The sequence below is a fragment of the Lutispora sp. QWL-02 genome, from assembly GCF_058315355.1.
The window spans coordinates 1,738,073-1,757,125 of record NZ_CM177762.1; the positions used below are offsets into that span (position 1 = coordinate 1,738,073).

General features: G+C 36.1%; 16 protein-coding genes. 13 read left to right on the forward strand and 3 right to left on the reverse strand.

Annotation, left to right across the window (positions count from 1 at the left end):
- Positions 1-20: 20 nt before the first annotated feature.
- Together iadA and yfcC are read right to left on the reverse strand one after the other, a co-directional pair.
- Positions 21-1,199, reverse strand: a complete 1,179-nt coding sequence (gene iadA, locus AC4HCY_RS07970; RefSeq protein WP_323434057.1) for a beta-aspartyl-peptidase — start codon at positions 1,197-1,199, stop codon at positions 21-23.
- A 36-nt stretch (positions 1,200-1,235) separates the two neighbouring features.
- Positions 1,236-2,921: a putative basic amino acid antiporter YfcC gene (gene yfcC, locus AC4HCY_RS07975; RefSeq protein WP_491095802.1), complete on the reverse strand. Its 1,686-nt coding sequence runs from the start codon at positions 2,919-2,921 to the stop codon at positions 1,236-1,238.
- Positions 2,922-3,136: 215 nt separating this feature from the next.
- On the opposite strand from yfcC, the gene AC4HCY_RS07980 reads away from it, so the two are divergent.
- The 10 genes from AC4HCY_RS07980 to AC4HCY_RS08025 all read left to right on the forward strand — a co-directional run bounded on the left by AC4HCY_RS07980 (position 3,137) and on the right by AC4HCY_RS08025 (position 15,773).
- Entirely contained in the window at positions 3,137-5,194 is a 2,058-nt protein-coding gene (locus AC4HCY_RS07980; protein WP_491095803.1) for a sigma-54 interaction domain-containing protein, read from the forward strand.
- A gap of 295 nt (positions 5,195-5,489) precedes the next feature.
- Complete coding sequence (locus AC4HCY_RS07985) at positions 5,490-6,920, forward strand: aminoacyl-histidine dipeptidase (protein ID WP_491095804.1); 1,431 nt, start codon at positions 5,490-5,492, stop codon at positions 6,918-6,920.
- Between the two features lie 63 nt (positions 6,921-6,983).
- Positions 6,984-8,567 (forward strand): ABC transporter substrate-binding protein, encoded by a 1,584-nt coding sequence (locus tag AC4HCY_RS07990; protein ID WP_323434053.1) that lies wholly within the window; start codon positions 6,984-6,986, stop codon positions 8,565-8,567.
- Positions 8,568-8,596: 29 nt separating this feature from the next.
- A complete protein-coding gene (locus AC4HCY_RS07995) occupies positions 8,597-9,607 on the forward strand; it encodes an ABC transporter permease (protein ID WP_323434052.1) in 1,011 nt (336 codons plus the stop codon).
- 12 nt (positions 9,608-9,619) lie between these two features.
- Positions 9,620-10,510, forward strand: coding sequence for a nickel transporter permease (nikC, locus tag AC4HCY_RS08000; protein WP_323434051.1), 891 nt, complete (start codon positions 9,620-9,622; stop codon positions 10,508-10,510).
- Positions 10,511-10,525: 15 nt separating this feature from the next.
- Positions 10,526-12,325, forward strand: a complete 1,800-nt coding sequence (locus AC4HCY_RS08005; protein ID WP_491095805.1) for a dipeptide ABC transporter ATP-binding protein — start codon at positions 10,526-10,528, stop codon at positions 12,323-12,325.
- A gap of 15 nt (positions 12,326-12,340) precedes the next feature.
- Entirely contained in the window at positions 12,341-13,000 is a 660-nt protein-coding gene (locus AC4HCY_RS08010; RefSeq protein ID WP_491095806.1) for an AroM family protein, read from the forward strand.
- Between the two features lie 16 nt (positions 13,001-13,016).
- Positions 13,017-14,114: an S-methyl thiohydantoin desulfurase family protein gene (locus tag AC4HCY_RS08015; RefSeq protein WP_491095807.1), complete on the forward strand. Its 1,098-nt coding sequence runs from the start codon at positions 13,017-13,019 to the stop codon at positions 14,112-14,114.
- Positions 14,115-14,135: 21 nt separating this feature from the next.
- Positions 14,136-14,861, forward strand: a complete 726-nt coding sequence (locus AC4HCY_RS08020; RefSeq protein WP_323433685.1) for an aspartate/glutamate racemase family protein — start codon at positions 14,136-14,138, stop codon at positions 14,859-14,861.
- Between the two features lie 72 nt (positions 14,862-14,933).
- Entirely contained in the window at positions 14,934-15,773 is an 840-nt protein-coding gene (locus AC4HCY_RS08025) for a nitroreductase family protein (RefSeq protein WP_491095808.1), read from the forward strand.
- On the opposite strand, the gene AC4HCY_RS08030 is transcribed toward AC4HCY_RS08025, so the two are convergent.
- Entirely contained in the window at positions 15,760-16,920 is a 1,161-nt protein-coding gene (locus AC4HCY_RS08030; protein WP_491095809.1) for a PucR family transcriptional regulator, read from the reverse strand. The two genes, AC4HCY_RS08025 and AC4HCY_RS08030, sit on opposite strands and share 14 nt — an antisense overlap.
- A gap of 185 nt (positions 16,921-17,105) precedes the next feature.
- On the opposite strand from AC4HCY_RS08030, the gene AC4HCY_RS08035 reads away from it, so the two are divergent.
- The 3 genes from AC4HCY_RS08035 to AC4HCY_RS08045 are packed head-to-tail and all read left to right on the forward strand — an operon-like array spanning position 17,106 to position 19,002.
- The gene (locus AC4HCY_RS08035; RefSeq protein ID WP_323433696.1) at positions 17,106-17,480 is read left to right on the forward strand and encodes a GntR family transcriptional regulator; all 375 of its coding nucleotides are present in this window, start codon (positions 17,106-17,108) and stop codon (positions 17,478-17,480) included.
- Positions 17,481-17,483: 3 nt separating this feature from the next.
- Positions 17,484-18,350 (forward strand): ABC transporter ATP-binding protein, encoded by an 867-nt coding sequence (locus AC4HCY_RS08040; protein WP_323433688.1) that lies wholly within the window; start codon positions 17,484-17,486, stop codon positions 18,348-18,350.
- Positions 18,343-19,002: an ABC-2 transporter permease gene (locus AC4HCY_RS08045; RefSeq protein WP_491095810.1), complete on the forward strand. Its 660-nt coding sequence runs from the start codon at positions 18,343-18,345 to the stop codon at positions 19,000-19,002. Before AC4HCY_RS08040 ends, AC4HCY_RS08045 begins: the two co-directional genes overlap by 8 nt.
- The last annotated feature ends 51 nt before the right edge of the window (positions 19,003-19,053 follow it).

The following is a 19,053-nucleotide window of genomic DNA, read 5'->3' on the forward strand; positions in this document are numbered from 1 at the left end:
CCATTTATTTATCGGCTAATCTATTTTTCAAAAGTTCCATATACTTTGATTTCTTTGGCGGATATCATTATTTGGCCTTTTGCTATTACCGTATCAATAGTCAAATTACCCTCATCCAGCAAAACTAAATCGGCATCATAGCCTGCTTGTATTTTTCCCTTGCCTTTCAGCTTTAAAATTGAAGCCGGATTAGATGTAATGGTTTTCAAAGCCTTGTCAAGCGGCACGTTTTCCAACATTACGGCGTCTCTTACTTCGCTGTATAAGGAGGTTACCTTGCCGACTCCAAGTCCTATATATTCTTTTTTCTCATTAAACATGGGAAGGCTTCCCTGACCATCTGAGGATAAAGTGATTCTTTCTTCGGGGACACCGGATTCAAAGCATTTCTTCAAGCCCTCGCTTGCTTTGATTTCTCCGCCTTCCCAAAATAAAGGATCCGAGCTGGTTGTAAAATCAACATTGCCCCCTGATTTAGCGTATTTAATCGCTTCTTCAAACAGGCGGCAATTTCTATTCATATGGGTTGGAAGGAATTGGGAATAAGGTATTTCTGTACTCTCAACAATATCTTTCAGAATACTTATCATTCCTTTTCCATCACCCACATGAATGTTTATTATTCCTGCTTTTCCAGCTAATATTCCTGAAACCCTGGCATCTGCTGCAAGCTTTTTAATCTCATCTACAGTCGGTTGAGAGGAGCGATGGTCGGAAATGGCAATTTCGCCGGCGCCAATGACCTTATCTATTGCCATAATGTCCTTTGCGATATCACCTGTGATAGTAACTACAGGCACCCGATAGGAACCGGAATATATAAAAGCAGTTATGCCTTCCTCCTCCAGACTTCTCGCCTTTGCCAGAAGGGAGAGCATATTCCTCGTTATGCCGTCTGTACCTAAGCATCCGATGACCGTTGTCACTCCACCTGTGGTTATATCCGTCAGTTTTATTTCGGGAGTCCTGGTTTTGAAGCCGCCTTCTCCCCCTCCACCCAATATATGGACATGAGAATCAATAAATCCAGGCACCAGTATTTTTCCTTCTCCGTCAATGACCTTTATATTTACAGTATTGTTTTCTGGTATAGTTAAGTCATTTCCTATAGAACTAATTTTATCTCCAACTAAAGCAACGTCATTTATTCCAATATAATTTGGAGTATATACCTTAGCATTTTTAATTATTTTAATCAAAATCTTCACCTCTAAAGCAAAATTAATTAGTAAGTTTTAGAAACCTATCAATACACCTAATATAACAAATATGCTGCCTGTGAGAAAGAGGATTCCCTGGAATTTGATCTGAAATTTGGCCCATTTGATCCAGTCAAGTTTTGCAACACCTAATACTCCCATCAAGCAAGCAGAAGTTGGGACAATAAGATTGGTCAAGCCATCGCCCAATTGGAATGCAAGGACTGCTACCTGCTTGCTGAGGCCTATCAATTGGGCTAAAGGAGCCATCAAAGGCATGGTTATGGCAGCCTGGCCGGAGCCCGAAACTACGAAGAAGTTAAAGATAGATTGAAATACATACATGAACCACGCTGATAAAACTATGGGCAGTCCCCTTAAAGCTCTGGCCATACCGCTAAGTATTGTATTTAGAACCGTATTGCTTCCTGGATTGGTATCTCCTAATATCAATACTATGCCTTGTGCAAGGGCAACTACTATAGCTGCACCAACCAAATCCTTTGCACCTTCTCTGAAAGATACTGCTATATCATTGACCGTCATATTATTAAGATTGAATATCACTGCGGTGATACCCGAAGCTAAGCCTAGAGTAAAGAATATGGTAGCAATTTCAGGCAAGTAATATTCATGTACTTTTACACCCCAGATTATCCAAACCATGGAGAGTACCAGATAGATCAGTATCAATACATGGCCAAGCTGGAATTCTACATTTGATGAGCCGTTTGCTTTGAAATCCTCTCTGAAATAAATGTCGGATTCGTAGGAAACGGATATCGCAGGATCTTTTTTGATTTTTTTTGCATAAAACCATATAAAAACAATGCATAGAATATTAAAGACAATATACATTACAATTCTGAATCCTGCGCCTGATTGTATAGGAAGTCCGGATATGCTCTGAGCTATGGAAACGCTGAAGGGATTCATCCAAGAAGTCGCAAAGCCTATCTGAGTTGCACCATAGGTTATCATTATACCTACAATGGCATCATATCCCATGGCGATAACAATAGGTACAATGATTATGGTAAAGGGAATTGCTTCTTCGCCCATGCCGAATACTGCCCCTCCAAGTGCAAAGAGTGCAAAAAGCACGGGAATAAGCAAGGCTTCGGTTCCTTTAGTCTTACTTATCATATTCAATATTCCTGCTTCCACAGCACCTGTCTTAAGCACTATGCCGAAGGCACCGCCAACCACCAATATAAATGCTATTATGCCTACGGAAGTTCCCCATTTGTCACCTTTTACAAGGCCCTCAAAAGCAAAATTCAAGAAGCCCATATCTCCAAAGGGAGCAAAAAGCTTGATTCCTTTTTTCTCACCAGTACCGATATATTTGCCATATTCCTGCAGCACCTTGAAGCTCAATTCACCATTTTCATTTTTTAGCTCAAAGGATTTAGCTCTGTTTTTTCTTATGGAGCCTAAGGGTTCTTCTTTGCCTGCTTCCAATATGAGAGTATTATCACCTGATGCATCTAATGTATAGCTTTTACCATTAATATTGAAATCGGTTTTTTCTCCCTCCGATATAGCCGCAATCTTTTTTCCGCTTGCATCATAAGCATTATAGAATATTTCAAATCTTCCTAAGGGAACTATATAAGTCAGTATTGCAGCTAAAACTACTACCCAAAAAATGATGACGTAAGTATCCGGCATATTCCATGCCTTTTGAAGTTTTGCGTCTGTTTCCGGCTTTGTTGACATAATCCTTCCTCCTTTTCTTTTTCATCTATCACTATATCATGAGCAAATATCATGCCATGGTTTTTACTATGATTATTAATGTATTTGGTTTATAATGGTTTAATTAAATGGCGGCCATTATAAGCCAAATGCCAATAAAAATAATAGATTTGAAAGGATTTATAGTTTTTATATAGAAATATACGGTATAAATTTGATGATAAGGTGATGAAGATATGAAGAAGAGCATTACTCTCGTAACCGGTTCAGAGCATACAAGGGCTACCCTTCTAAGTCAGCTGAGGGAGTATTTGACTGATGATATACTAATATCCAGCTATGCAGAGGATGGAGGTATAAATCATGTTATAAGTGATGATTTGATCATTTTATCAAGTGAATCTGTTGAACAAGATTTACTAGCTCTGGATTTACTGGATACAAGCTGTGAGAGAGTAGTGGCCAAACGTACTATAAACTATGATTATATCGATGAGATAGTGCTTCTTCCACCCAATACGGACGTTCTTATGGTAAATGATTCCGAAGAGCCCACATACTCTACTATTAAAATGTTGAAGAAGATTGGAATAAACTATTTAAACTATATACCTTATTATCCTGGGATAAAGGGGAAAATTAAAAAAGCTGATATAGCCATCACGCCTGGAGAGATTGACAAAGTGCCATCCTTTGTCAAAAAAATAATTGATATTAAAGCTAGAATTATGGATTTTCAAACCATAGCTGAGATATTGAATAAATTGGACTTATTAGATGAAAAGGCAGGTATATTTTCTGAAAAATATCTGAGAAAGATAATAAACATAGCAAAAAGATTGGCAATATCCACAAATGATATTTCACAGCTCAACAAACATCTGAACTTGGTGCTTGATGGATTAAACGACGGATTGTTGGTTTATGATTCACATGGGGTAATAAGTGTTTTAAATGAAAATCTAAAGAGGATATTGAACATAAGCAATGTCAATATAAAAGCCAAAAGCTTGAAAAAAATTATCCATAACAACGGCCTTGTAGAATTTTTAACTATGGAAGCTGCTTTTGGGGAAAGGGTTTTTAATATAGACGGGATAGAAGTATTGGTAAGCAAATTTTCTCTCAATCAGGATAACTTAATAATAGCTGTTTTTAAAAATGTTAAAGAGACTATGGAAGCAAATGATAGATTAAGGAGAGAACTAGTCAACAAAGGATTTTATGCCAAGTACACTTTTGAAGATATTGTAGGGAACAGTGAAAGCATAATAAAAGCCAAGAAGATATCATGCAAGTTGGCTGATAGTGATATAACCATATTGCTTGAAGGCGAAAGCGGTACCGGGAAAGAGCTCTTTGCAAGCTCTATACATAATGAATCTAAGAGAAAAAAAGGACCCTTTTTAGCAGTCAATTTCAGTGCCCTTCCTGATGAGCTAATAGAAAGTGAATTATTCGGTTATGAAGAAGGAGCCTTTACAGGGGCTAAAAAGGGAGGAAAAGCAGGAATATTTGAGCTGGCAGACGGGGGAACCATATTTTTAGATGAAATCGGCGATATTTCTCTTAAGGTGCAGGCAAGGCTGCTGAGAGTTTTGCAGGAAAAGGAAGTTATGAGGATAAGCGGTTCTGAGATAAGGTCTGTTGATGTCCGAATAATAGCAGCAACAAATAAGGACCTGGCTCAAATGGTAAGGGAGAAAAGATTCAGAGAGGATTTATATTTTAGATTGAAGATGGGATATATACACATACCACCTCTAAGAGAAAGAAAAAGGGACATATATGAGCTCATTAACCATTTTATTAAAGAAGCAACCTCTGAAGATATAATAATAGCGCGTGATGTACTTGACGAATTGCTGAAATATAATTGGTTTGGTAATGTACGGGAATTGAAAAATATTATTGTATATATGCTGGCGGTTAAAGACGGCAGTATGCTGACACTAAAGGATATTCCGGACAGAGGTTTTTTCTATGGAACGCATAATTTTTATCATGAAGTTGAGCAGAAGAAGCCAAATATTTATATAAGTGAAGAGGAACTGTTTATTCTAAAGAAAATTGAAGAGCTAAACAGAGAGGGTAGAATTGCGGGAAGGGAAATATTAAGTCATGAAACGGAAAGTACAAGATATGAGATGACAAAATATCAAATGCGCGGCAGACTCGATAAGCTTGAACAAAATGGATTGATAGTTAAAAAAAGAGGCAGGCACGGAACTGTATTGACTGATAAGGGAAGAAAGATCATTTGCGAAGAAAATATATACGCTCTGCAACGCTAGTCAGCTTTTATAAGGGCAGGGGGATTCGGACTGTTGACATGAATAAATGTCAGCAGTCTTTATTTGCGTTGACTTCAAAAAAGTTTTTATAGCTATTTATAGTTATAAAAATTAAGAAAAATGCAAAAGAGCAGACACAAAATATAATTGCTTTGTAATTATTACAAAAACAGCGCTTTTATATTATTAAATATACAAAAATCAGCTATTATTATTTATTATTATTTATGATAATATTATTCTAATAGATGCATAATCCTATATATAACAATGATTGGGAAGTGAAGCTGCAAAAATGGATGATGTATTAAAATACAGTAAGGTTTTAAATTATTTTAAAGAAATTTCAAAGATCCCTAGGGAGTCGGGCAACGAAGCAGGTATTTCAAATTATCTTGTAAATATGGCAAAAACAGAAGGCTGGCAAGTATTTCAGGATGAAAGTTATAATGTCTTGATTAAGAAGCCTGCTTCAGAAGGTTATGAAAATGCACCCGTAGTTTTGTTACAAGGGCATATGGATATGGTTTGTGAAAAAAGTCCGGGGGTAGTGCATGATTTTCAAAAAGATCCCATAAAGCTTAATATAGTAGATGACTTTATATATGCAGACGGCACTACACTTGGCGCAGATAACGGTATAGGCATGGCTATGTGTTTAGCTGTTCTAAAAGATGATGAATTAGAACATCCTCCGCTTGAGGTGCTTTTTACAACGGGAGAAGAAAAAGGCATGAAAGGTGTACAAGCGCTAGACGGAAATAAATTCAAAAGCAGTATCCTCATAAATTTGGACAGTGAAGGTGAAGGAGTATTTACTGCGGGGTGTGCAGGGGCACTAAGGATAGCGTTGCATTTACCTTTAAGGAAGGAAAAAATCTATGATAAACAGAGTTATAGAATAATTGTTTGCGGGCTTAAAGGAGGACATTCAGGAGATGATATCGACAAGGGACGAGGCAATGCAAATAAGATTCTTGGAAGATTGTTGCTTGATATAAAAGACTATATTTCTCTATGTTCCATAAAAGGTGGAACTAAAGAAAATGTTATACCATCGGAAGCTGAAGCAGTTATAGCCTCTAAAAATGAGGATATTTTAAAGGAAAAGATAGACAAGTGGAATGAGATTCTGAAGAAAGAATTTTTGTTTTCAGATCCGGATGCAGTAATAAAGCTGGAGAAGTGTTGCAACATAAATGAAGCTTTTAATGAAGATACGAAGTGTAAAATAATAAAGGCAATTAATATGCTGCCTAATGGAGTTAACACTAAAAACCATAAAATCAATCTTGTAATTTCATCAAGCAATATGGCAGTGATAGATACAGAAACGGATAGAGCAGTTATTAGATTCTCTATACGAAGCTCTATAAAGTCAAATATTTATGATGATCTGGCAGAAAGAATAAGAATGATAGCTGATATTTTAGGCTTTGAGTATGAGGAAGGATCATCATATCCAGGATGGGAGTATTCTCAAAATTCATATATCAGAGAGCTTTGTATGAAAGCTTATGAGGAAGTCACAGGGGAAAAAGCTTATGCAGAAGCAATCCACGCCGGTCTTGAATGCGGATATTTAATGGAAAAGATAAGTAATTTGGATGCAGTTTCTTTTGGACCTCAGCTTTATGATATACACACTCCTAATGAACATGTCGTTATTTCTTCTATAGAAAAAACTTATAATCTTCTTTGTGAAGTGCTCAAGAAAATAAGATAACAAAGCAAGTTAAGACCGGTTTCCGGTTTTAATTAAATATAAAGAATAAAAGGAGGAGGAAAAATGAAAAACAAAAAACTAATCAGCTTATTATTGGTTATTACTATGATAGCTTCATTGATGACTGGTTGTTCAGGAAAAGCGCAAAACCAGGGTGTAGGCGAAGGAAAAGAAACAAAGAATCTACTATTTCAAGCTAATGGAAATACACCCTATATTAACTTAGACCCAAGTGTAGAAAACTCAAACGGTGTAATGGTATTGCACAATACCTATGAGACATTAACCTACTACAATTATGAAACAGGTAAAATTGAACCTATGCTTGCAGAAAGCTGGTCTACAAGTGAAGATGGAAAATCATGGGCCTTTAAGATTAAGCAAGGAGTAAAATTTCATGATGGTGCAGATTTAAATGCGGAAGCAGTAAAAAAATCTATAGATAGAACTATAAAATTAGGTCTTGGCGCATCATTTATTTGGGATAGTGTTGATAATATAGAGTTTATCGGTAATGACGAAGTCAAGTTCAATTTGAAGTATCCTGCTCCTATAGACTTGATAGCGTCTGCAGCTTATGCCGCATTTATTATATCACCTAATGCTGTAGAGAAAGATAGCGACTGGTTTAACCAAGGGAATTGTGCAGGGACAGGCCCTTATAAAATTAAGAAAGCTGTTGCAGGAGAAGAAATTGTGCTGGAAAAATTTGATGATTATTGGAAAGAGTGGAAAGACAACCAGTTTGCCAATGTTGTCATTAAAAAGGTTCCGGAAAGCAGTGCAAGAAGACAACTGCTGGAAAAAGGAGAAGCACAAATTTCAGTTAACTTTTCCACAACTGATATAGAAGCAATGAAAAAATCTGATAAAGTTCAGATTGTTCAAAGGCCTTTATATGATACGGTAGTTGGCTGTCTAAATACGGAAAAATACCCGTTGGATAATGTTGATTTTAGAAGGGCATTAAGCTATGCATTCCCTTATGAAGAAACAGTCAGCAAGGTACTCGAAGGGCAAGGTGTACAATCATATGGACTTATTCCCTCAGGGTTGTGGGGACATAGTGAAGATTTGATGCAATATAAATGTGACTTGGATAAAGCTAAGGAATATCTAGATAAATCAGGAGTTAAAACAGATGGTTTAACTCTGGAAATGACTATAAGCTCTGGCTATGATGAATACAGAAACTTTGCACAACTTTATCAGATAAACCTTAAAAAGCTTGGAATCAACCTTGAAATAAGAGAGATGGCATGGGATACGCAGTGGGAAAAAGGGAAAAATCTTAATCCCAAGGATAGACAAGATATATTCTTATTCATTTGGTGGCCGGATTATCCAAGCCCAATAAGCTGGTTTGAAGGTTTGGTACGTTCCGAGGATAAAATATTCTTTAACCTGTCATACATCAAAAATCCTAACCTTGATGCAAAAATTCAGGAAGCTTCAATGCTTACAGTTACTGATAGGGATAAAGCAGAGAAGATAATGGTTGAGATGCAAAAAGAGGTTGTTGATCAAGCATATTTCATTCATATGTATGATAAATCAGCCTCATATGCAATCAGCAAGGATCTCAAAGGATTTAGCACAAATCCTGCATATCCTACTGTAGTTCGCTACTTTGATTTGTATAAATAAATGGCATTTACTTTTAAGGGGAAATTACGATGAAAAAATATATTTTTAAAAGAATATTCACCGGCCTTATTGTGCTTTTGGGAGTAATTACAATTACTTTCATAACTGCAAGAGTAATTCCCTCTGATCCAGCTGCGAAGTGGGTTGGCCCTAAGGCCACCCCCGAGCAGATTGCTTTGGCGGAAAAGGAGCTTGGATTAGATAAACCAATGCCGGTGCAGTATGCAAATTATATAAAAGATTTGCTAAAAGGGAATCTTGGAAGATCTTTAAGAACTAAGCAGCCTATTACTCAAGAACTGGGTGAATATATACCGGCGACAATGGAGATTGTCTTGTTCGGGTTTTTACTCGCGGTGGTCATCGGTATTCCTTTGGGAATATATTCTGCTAAGAAAAAGGATAGAATGCTTGATCATGTAAGCAGATTTTTTTCAATAGGCGCTGTATCGCTGCCTGCATTCTGGGTGGCTTTGTTTTTTCAGCTCGTTTTTTATAAGAACCTAGAATTGCTTCCTTTGGGAGGAAGATTGAGTGTAGAAACAACAATATTTTATACTGTTCCTGATATTACCGGAATGCTTTTATTTGACAGCCTTATTACCGGCAATTTTATGATATTTAAAGATGCTCTTGTTCATATAATATTGCCGGGGATCACTATAGCTTTATATCCTATAGGCCTTGTTGCCAGAATGACCAGATCTGCGTTGCTTGAAGTATTAAATGAAGACTATATAACCTCAATAAGATCCTACGGAGTTTCAGAAACTAAAGTATTATGGAAATATGCGCTTAAAAATACTTTAGGACCTACGGCAACTGTTCTTACATTGTCACTGGGATATACTCTGGTGAATACATTTTTAGTTGAGACTATTTTTAGCTGGCCAGGACTTGGAAATTATGTTGCCACATCCGTAACCACTCTGGATTATCCTGCAATAATAGGAGTAACAATATTCTCTGCTACATGTTACGTAATACTTAACCTTATAGCAGATTTAATCATAGCATTAGATCCGAGAGTAAGGTTATAAAGAGGTGAGCATATGAATTACAGTGTAATGAAAGAGATAATCAAACCGAAAATTAAAGAATTCAGAGAATCCATATACCTATTAAGGAGAAATACTCTTACATCCATAGCATTATATGTAATCTTAGCTATTGTTCTGATTGCTATATTCTCACCCTATATAATACCCTATCCGGAACATATATCAAATGAAGCTAATATTGCAAATAAATTTATGCCGCCATCCGGAGAGCATTTTTTTGGAACAGATGAACTTGGAAGAGATATATTCAGCCGAGTCCTTTATGGAACTAGAGTGTCTATAACTACAGGCATTCTTGCTGTAGGCCTTGCAGTCATAATTGGAGTACCCCTTGGTGCAATAGCAGGATTTGTCGGAGGAGCAATTGATGAATTGATAATGAGGATTACCGATATATTTCTAAGCTTTCCTCCTCTTCTTTTGGCGATAGTGCTTGTATCATTGCTGGGGCCAAGCTTGAACAATGCTATTTTGGCAATAGCGGTATCCTGGTGGCCATGGTATACAAGACTTGTAAGAGGACAAGCTATTTCGCTTAAGGAGAGAAAATTTATTCAAGCAGCAGAGACTATCGGGACACCTGAATATAAGATTATACTCAAGCATATTATACCCAACACAATATCTCCTGTAATAGTACAAGCTTCTATGGATATGGGGGGCGTTATTCTTACTATTGCTTCCTTGAGTTTTTTAGGGCTTGGTGCACAGCCGCCGACGCCGGAATGGGGATTGATGATCAGCATAAGCCGAAAATATTTTCCAGATGTATGGTGGTATAGCATATTCCCCGGTTTAGCCATATTTGTTACGGTATTGGCTTTTAACTTGCTTGGCGATGGGGTGCGTGAGATACTGGATCCTAAGACAAGGAAGAAATAGAAAGGAGGGACTGAAATGGCTTTTTTTGAAATTAAAAATCTTAAAGTAAACCATAATGCATTTGATGGAAAAAAACGTGTGCTTGATATTGATGATATAAGCATAGAAAAAGGCACTACCTATGGAATTGTAGGAGAAAGCGGTCAAGGGAAAACGGTTCTTGCTCTGACTATATTAAAGCTTTTGCAGTGTCCTCCCGGTGAAATAGAAAGCGGGGAAATAATTTTAGACGGTGTAGATCTATTAAAAAAGAGCGTCAGTTACCTGCAAAATGAAGTCAGAGGCAAAAAGATAGCTATGATTTTCCAGGATCCCATGTCAACACTAAATCCGGTATTTACAGTTGGCGAGCAGATGGTGGAAGTCATAAGGAAAAGTAAAAAAATGGATGCAAAAGCCGCTATAAAAGAAGCTATAAAGACCCTTGAAACAGTAAAATTAGCAGATCCTGAGAATGTACTGACTAAATATCCTCATGAATTGAGCGGAGGGCAGAGACAGCGTGTAATTATTGCCTTGGCATTGTCATGCGGTGCAGAGCTTTTAATAGCGGACGAGCCTACGCGAAATCTTGATGTGACTATTCAGGCAAGCATACTTAAGCTTCTTAAAGAATTGCAGAAAAAATACAATATGACAGTTCTCTTTATTGCAAACAATTTGAGCCTTGTATCTGCTTTTTGTGACAGAGTTGGAATATTGTGCGGCGGGAAAATAATTGAGCAGGGAGACACGGGAGGTTTAATAAATAATCCAGAACAAGAGTATACAAAGCTGCTGGTAGAAGCTGCGGATGTTAAAAAAGATGTAAAGAAAGAAGAAAACAAGGAAGAGATAATATTAAAAGTTGAAAACTTAAAGAAATATTTCGATATAAATGATCCCTTAAAAAAGCAAAGGGGTCTCACGTTGAAAGCAGTAGACGGTGTGAGCTTTGATATAAAAAAGGGGGAAGTCTTAGGTATAGTCGGCGAGTCAGGCTGCGGTAAATCAACGTTAGTAAACACCATATTAAGACTTTTTGATCCTACAGAAGGCGATGTATATTTTGAAGGTAAAAATATATATAAAGAGAGCAAGGAAAATGTAAGAAAGATAAGAAAAGACATCCAAATAGTATTTCAAGACCCTTATTGGTCGCTGAATCCAAGATTGCTTGTTAAAGAAATAATTTCTGAGCCGATTGATGTCCATGAAAAATTGAACAGCATAGAAAAACTGAAAAGAGTCGGTGAGTTGCTTAAAATGGTTGGATTGGATGAAAACTCCGCATTTAAATATCCTCATGAGTTCAGCGGAGGTGAAAGACAAAGGATAGCAATAGCAAGGTCTTTGGCATCCAGACCTAAGCTTGTTGTTTTGGATGAGCCCACTTCTTCCATAGATGTTTTTTCTCAGGCACAGATATTGGAGTTGCTTCAGCAATTGAAAAATAAATTTGAGCTTACTAATATACTCATTTCACATGACCTTGGGGTTGTAAATAGAATGGCAAGCAGAATAATGGTAATGTATCTTGGTAAAGTTGTTGAATTCGGCCCTGCAGAAAAAGTATTTAAAGAACCTAAGCATCCTTATACAAGAGCATTATTTAATTCAATCCCAGATATAAAAAAGGTTGGCATTGAACATTTGACAACATTGGAGGGGAATATCCCGAGTCCTATTAATCCGCCTACGGGGTGCAGATTCCATACAAGATGCTTATGCCGCCTGGAAGAATGTAAAAATATTGAGCCTGGTATTACCTATTTGACAGATAACCATTATGTTTCATGCTTGCTTTATTCAAATCTAGGGGTACAGCATAACTAATAAGGGGGTTTTAAGTTGAAGGAAGTTGGCATCATAATGATGGGTTCGGGAGATGCTGAAAAAATAAGCGATGTCATAAGAATTTTTGGAGATGGGATTAAAGTACATGTAAGTGGAATTGTTGATGGGTATACCTACGAATATATAAGGGAAAATTTATGGCCTAAAGAAGATGAATCTCTTATTGTGTCTAAAATGCAAGGTAATAAGAATATTATGATTTCAGCAGATAAGGCTATGGATCTTGTAAATCTGAAGATAGAGAAGTTAGAAAACTCCGGAGTAAGAAATTTCCTTATCTTCTGCACGGGGCATTTTGAAAGAGTTAAAACAAAAGGGTTTATTGTTATACCTGAAAATATTATTTACGGCATACTTAGTGGTCTTGGCATAACTAAGGTGGGAATAATAGTTCCTGAAGAAGAGCAAATATGTGATTCTATGAGTCAATATGGCGATTTTAATCCGGTAATTAAAGCTGCCTCTCCCTATAAAGATATAGAGAATTTAAGAGCAGTTGCACAGAAATTCAAAGAAGAAGATGTGGAGTTAATTCTAACAGATTGTATGGGTTTTACTGAAAAAATGGGAAGAATTGTTAAGAAAGCGTCGGGTAAAAATGTTATTGTACCCAGGGTATTTATACCCAATATGATAAAAAGTTTAATTCGATGACATAAGGAGGACAAAAATGAGGAAATTAGATAGACAAGATTTGGTTGATATATTAATAGGCTGCGCTATACTAGGTACAGGCGGCGGTGGAAGCCTAATTGAAGGAATAAAAAAAATAGATGCTGCATTGAAGCAAAATAAGGAATTTGTACTAGTTGATTTTAACGAACTAGAAGACGAAGACCTTGTTGCAACACCGTATTCTTGTGGAGCAATTTCACCTTTAACTGATGAAGAAAGAAAGAAATACGAAGGGTTGCCTCTTCTTGATGAAGTACCGCAGGTTGTTGCTTTAAGAGAAATGGAAAAATATTTGGGAAGAGAAATAAAAGCAGTAATTTCTACTGAACTTGGCGGAGGGAATACGGCTACCGCATTATACTGCGGGGCTATGGCAGATAAATATATAATTGATGCTGATCCGGCAGGAAGATCGGTGCCTGAATTGCAGCATTCCACATATTTTTTAAATGAAATAAGCATATATCCCATTTCCGTAGTAAATAAATTTGGAGAATCTGCGATTATTACAAAAGTAATAAACGATTATAGGGCTGAAGCCTTGGTAAGAGCTATGGCTGTAGTAAGCCAAAATAATATTGCCGTTGTAGACCATGTGGAAACAGTAAAAGTACTTAGGAATACGGTTATAAAAGGTGCAATATCCCATGCTTTAGAAATAGGAAAGGCTTTTAGAACTGCAAAGGAAAACGGAAAAGACATAGCATCAAAAGTTGCAGATGCAGGCAATGGTACTGTAGTATTTAGAGGTATAGTAAAATCTAATGCTTGGGACACTGTGAAAGGATTTACTGTTGGGGAGCTTATGGTAGAGGGCAAGGAGGATTATTCCGGGGATACCTTTAAGGTATGGTATAAAAATGAAAACATTATTACATGGAGAAATGGCGAATATTTTGCTACAGTTCCTGATTTAGTATGCATATTTGATGATGACAATAAAGAACCCTTATTGAATCCTTATGGGGAAAAAGGGAAAAATGTTTCAGTAATAGTACTTCCGGCTCCAAAAGAATGGACTACAGAAAGAGGTCTTGAAGTTTTTGGACCTAAGAGCTTCGGATATGACATTGATTGGAAGCCTTTTGTGTAAAAAATATAAGAGGTGACAAATTTGAAGATAAAATTGATAACTGCCGTGACTGGAATCTCGGATGAAAAGAAAGAGCTGCAAAAGGCATATTTGAAAAGACATATAAGCGGTACAACCCAAATAGACTATTCTAATGTAGAATATGGATTTCCATCAATTGAATCTGAAACCCACGGGATTTTTAATGCGACAGAAATAATAAAAAAAGCTGTCAAAGCTGAACAAGAAGGATATGATGGAATATTTGTAAACTGCTTCGATGATCCTGGAGTGCTTGCTATTCGTGAATTGGTTAAAATACCTGTTTATGGGGGATACTTGCCATCTGTTTTAACAGCTGCATCTTTAGGGGAGAGAATCGGCATAATAACAACGGATAGAAATGGGATTTTAAGCGAAGAAAGAAAGGCTGCTCATGCAGGACTAAAGGATAAAATAGTTGCAATTGAACCTGTGGAGCTTGGGGTGCTTGAGCTTGGAAATAGGGATATTCTTATAAAAAAGCTGATTGATATTTGTTTGAGATATGAAAAGGAATATAGAATTCAAGCTGCAAGCTTTGGATGCACTGGTATGTATTATATAGCGGATGAACTAAGAGAAAAGCTTAAAGCACAAGGCTGTAATATGGCTGTAATCGAACCTTTGGCAACGGGTGTAAAATTTTTGGAAACAATAATTCAGCTTGGCTTTACAAATTCGCTGAACTATAACTTAAATATTAGCGGCATTAAGTGGATTATATAATATAGAGAGCCTGTTGCTTTATTCGGCATACAGGCTTTAATTTTACTTGCCCATAGGAGAGGAGGAGAAAATATGAACGATAATATTTTTGATATTATAAGCAAAAGGGCAACATGCAGGAGTTTTATAGAAAAAGAAATACCGGAAGAAATAATGGACAAGCTTTTGGATGCCGCATGCAAAAGCCCTTCAAGCGGAGGTTTTCAAACATATTCAATAATTAAAGTTACGGAAAAAGAAAAAAAGAAACAATTAGTTCAACTTTCCAGAAACCAAAGGGTTATAGAGAAAGCACCTGTAAATCTGGTGTTTTGTATAGATTTCAGAAGGGTTAAGCGGATAATTGAAGTAGAACCTTCGCCTTGCATCGAAACAGATACCTTTATGAATTTTTGGATGGGGATTATTGATGCGGCGATCAGTGCCCAAACTTTATGCCTGGCTGCAGAAGCTTATGGATTAAAAACGGTATATATAGGCAATATAATAAATACAGTGGATGAAGTAGCTAAGCTTTTGAATATTCCTCAATATGTTTGTCCTGTGATAATGGTTACCATAGGATACCCTACAAGCATTCCAAAAACTTCTCTGAAATATGATAAAAGCATACTTGTGCATGAAGAGGAATATAAGGATATCGATATAGACGTGTTGATGGAAGCATATAAGAAAAAGGACGGAAATCAAAAGATAAAGGCTGCTGAGAAGCTTGTAGAAAAAATATATAACACTGCAAAGGCATATCATGGCGAAGAGTATGCTGAAAAATGCAAGCAATATATACTTGAAAAAGGGATTGTTTCTACTTATCAGTACTGGTTTGGATGCTATTATCTTGAGGAAGAAGGATTCCTGAGCATGCAAGGATATAAAGAATTTATGAAAGGACAAGGGTTTAAATGGCTTTAAACCCTCTTTTTTTGTCTAATATTTTTTTGATTTTAAACGCAATAGAAATTTGTTCAATAAAGCTTAGGTGATTATTTTCTAAATCAAGTATTTTTTTTGCTGCTGATATTCTATATCTTACTGTATTTTCGTGCTGTGCAATTTCAAGACCGGTGTTTTTGTAATTGCCATCATTATTAATATAAGCTTCAACTGTTTTTATCAAGTCTAATTTATGAACTTTATCATACTCTTCCAGAGGTTTAAGTATCTCTTCCATATACTCTTTTAGAAAGAGTTTTTCTTTAATAGGGTACAATATTTTATATATATTTAATGTATTATAATATATAATGCTTTTATCAGTTGTTTCACATAAATAGCATGCACATATACATTGATTTATACAATGATTAAAATCCATAATATCACTGAAAGAGTTGCTTATACCTATATTATAACTATTACTATGCTTGTTTATCAGGCTAGAAATCTGAGAAATAAGGACAGAATACTTTTTTGAATCATCGTAACTGAAGAATGCAAGCAACCCGTTTCTATATTTATATGAGTCAATATTATAGATGTTTTCCAATTCATTTCGTATAAGCCTATCTTTTTTTAAAAATCCATCGTTAATTTTTATAAAAGCAGCGGAATAATGTTTTTTAAAATCAATATTAAAATATTCAATAACTTTTACCATTTCTTCAGGGGTTATATAAGGATCTAATATATTGTTTATCTTCATTTCAGCTATGGTATCATATTGATCGAATAGAATCATTCCAATTGCTGCATTAATTATTTCTGCATAGGGTGTGCTATTGTCAATCAAGATTATTGGGTAATTATGAGTATTCGCCATTGTAATGACTTCTTGCGGAAATTCTTTGAAATATTCATCGATTATGAATATACCTGCACTTCTATTCTCAATGTAAAACTTGAAGAAATTAATCAGCTGCTCCTTATTGTCTTTAACAATATATAGGCTATTGATATATAAATCGCCGCTTCTTATTATTTTACTGTTTACATCTAAGTCCAAAGGGCAGTCATTAAATGCTACACGCTTTATTTCGTTATCCAGTCCATTTTTGCCTGCGACAATTTTTGCACCCTTAAGCAAATCTATACATAATAAATCAGATATTCTTATTGCCATATTAATACCTCTTAATGTGAATTTTTATTAATTATATAATACTGGTTTAAAGCATGCAATAAATATTAAGAAACTACATTGTTTGGTATATATTTTTGTTTTAATCATATTGACAAGAAAGAATATAAAGCCTATACTGTATATATACTATATATACAGTATAGGCTTTATTGGAGGTGTGGATAATTAATATTATAATATCAAATTCGTCAGATAAACCTATTTATGATCAGATTGCCGAGCAAATAAAAAGTTTTATTATAAATGGAGAATTAGCGGAAGCTGAGCTGTTACCATCTATAAGAAATTTGGCCAAGGAACTTCAGATAAGTGTTATTACTACAAAAAGAGCCTATGAAGAATTAGAAAGAGAAGGTTATATTGTTAGTGTCCCTGGCAAAGGTTCTTTTGTAGGGGCGCAAAATAAAGAACTTCTAAGAGAGGCAAGAATACGGATTGTGGAAGAAAAGCTGGCAGAGGCTGTATCGGCTGCCAGGACAATAGATATATCATATGGAGAGCTCCAGGAAATGCTAAAATTGTTGTATGAGGAGGATTGAACTATGGCACCTATTCTGGAAATAAGAGGACTTAGAAAGGATTTTAAGGATTTCAGCCTCAAGGGTATAGATATCATCATGGAAAAAGGATATATCATGGGATTTATCGGGCCAAACGGGGCCGGTAAAACGACTACTATAAAACTCATGATGAACCTGCTCAAAAAGGATGCCGGTGAAATTAAAATTTTCGGCATGGATCATCTAAAGCATGAGAAAGAAATAAAAAATAGGATCGGATTTGTATTCGATGAAAACCATTTTTATGAGGAATTGACGATTTCAGAGATGAAATGGGTAGTGGCCCCTTTTTATGAAACCTGGGACGAAAAGGCCTTTCAAAAATACATCAAAGATTTTGAACTTCCGCCAAAAAAGAAAATAAAGGATCTGTCCAAAGGCATGAAAATGAAGTTTTCCCTGGCGATAGCCCTATCCCATAAAGCAGATTTGCTGGTCATGGATGAACCTACCTCCGGGTTGGACCCTTTGGTGAGAAGCGAGCTTTTGGACATACTTGCTGAAACAATACAAGATGAGAATAAGGCGGTATTTTTCTCTACTCACATCACTTCTGATCTTGATAAGATTGCAGACTATGTCACGCTTATCGATAAGGGAGAAATCATATTGAGCACGGAGAAGGATGACCTATTGAATAATTACGGGCTGGTAAAAGGAAGCAAGGAATTGTTGAATAATAACAGCAGAAAGGACTTTATAAGCATCAGGGAGAATCAGTTTGGCTTTGAAGCCCTGGTAAGCGATAAAAAGAATGTGAAGAAAATCTATGGTGACAGGCTTATTATTGAAAAGCCTAACCTTGAAGATATTATGCTTTATTATACCAGGAGGTGTCAGAATGTATAATCTTATAGTAAAAGATATGTTGATACAAAAGAAGCAGATGATATTCAGCCTTGCCTATATGGCATTTGTATTAGTTGCCTTTCAGGGAATGGGGTCTTCCATGTTCTCGGCAGGATTAATGGCTTTTACCTATATGCTTGCTATGACTTCCTGCGCTTATGAAGATAAAAATAAATCGGATGTTATGCTAAACAGCCTGCCGGTCAAAAGAAGCCGCATTGTAGCCGCCAAGTACCTGTCGGTTATTGTTTATCTTGCTATGGGCACGATTATATATATGGTGTCGACTAGTATTATAATTATGGCACAAATTCCTCTCAAGGTTTATCCTTTATCATTGGAAATCTTTATAGGCGGTTTGATCAGCGTCAGTTTGATGACGGGAATATGGTTTCCCATATTTTTTAAATACGGGTATATGAAGCTTAGGGTGGTCAACTTTGTAGTATTTTTCTTGTTCTTCTTCGGTATTTCATTTATATCGGATTACTTGCGGAAGAATCAAGATGCTGCATGGCTTCAAAGCATGGTAAACTTTTTCAGTTCCAGGAGCGATGCCGCTATAGCCGCGATTTTCATAGCTTCAATATCGATATTTTTGCTCATATCCTTTATGCTGTCGGTCTGGTTCTATAAGAATAGGGAATTTTAAAATCTTCGATAATGATATATAATATATTTAAAGAAAACTATTAGAGGTGAT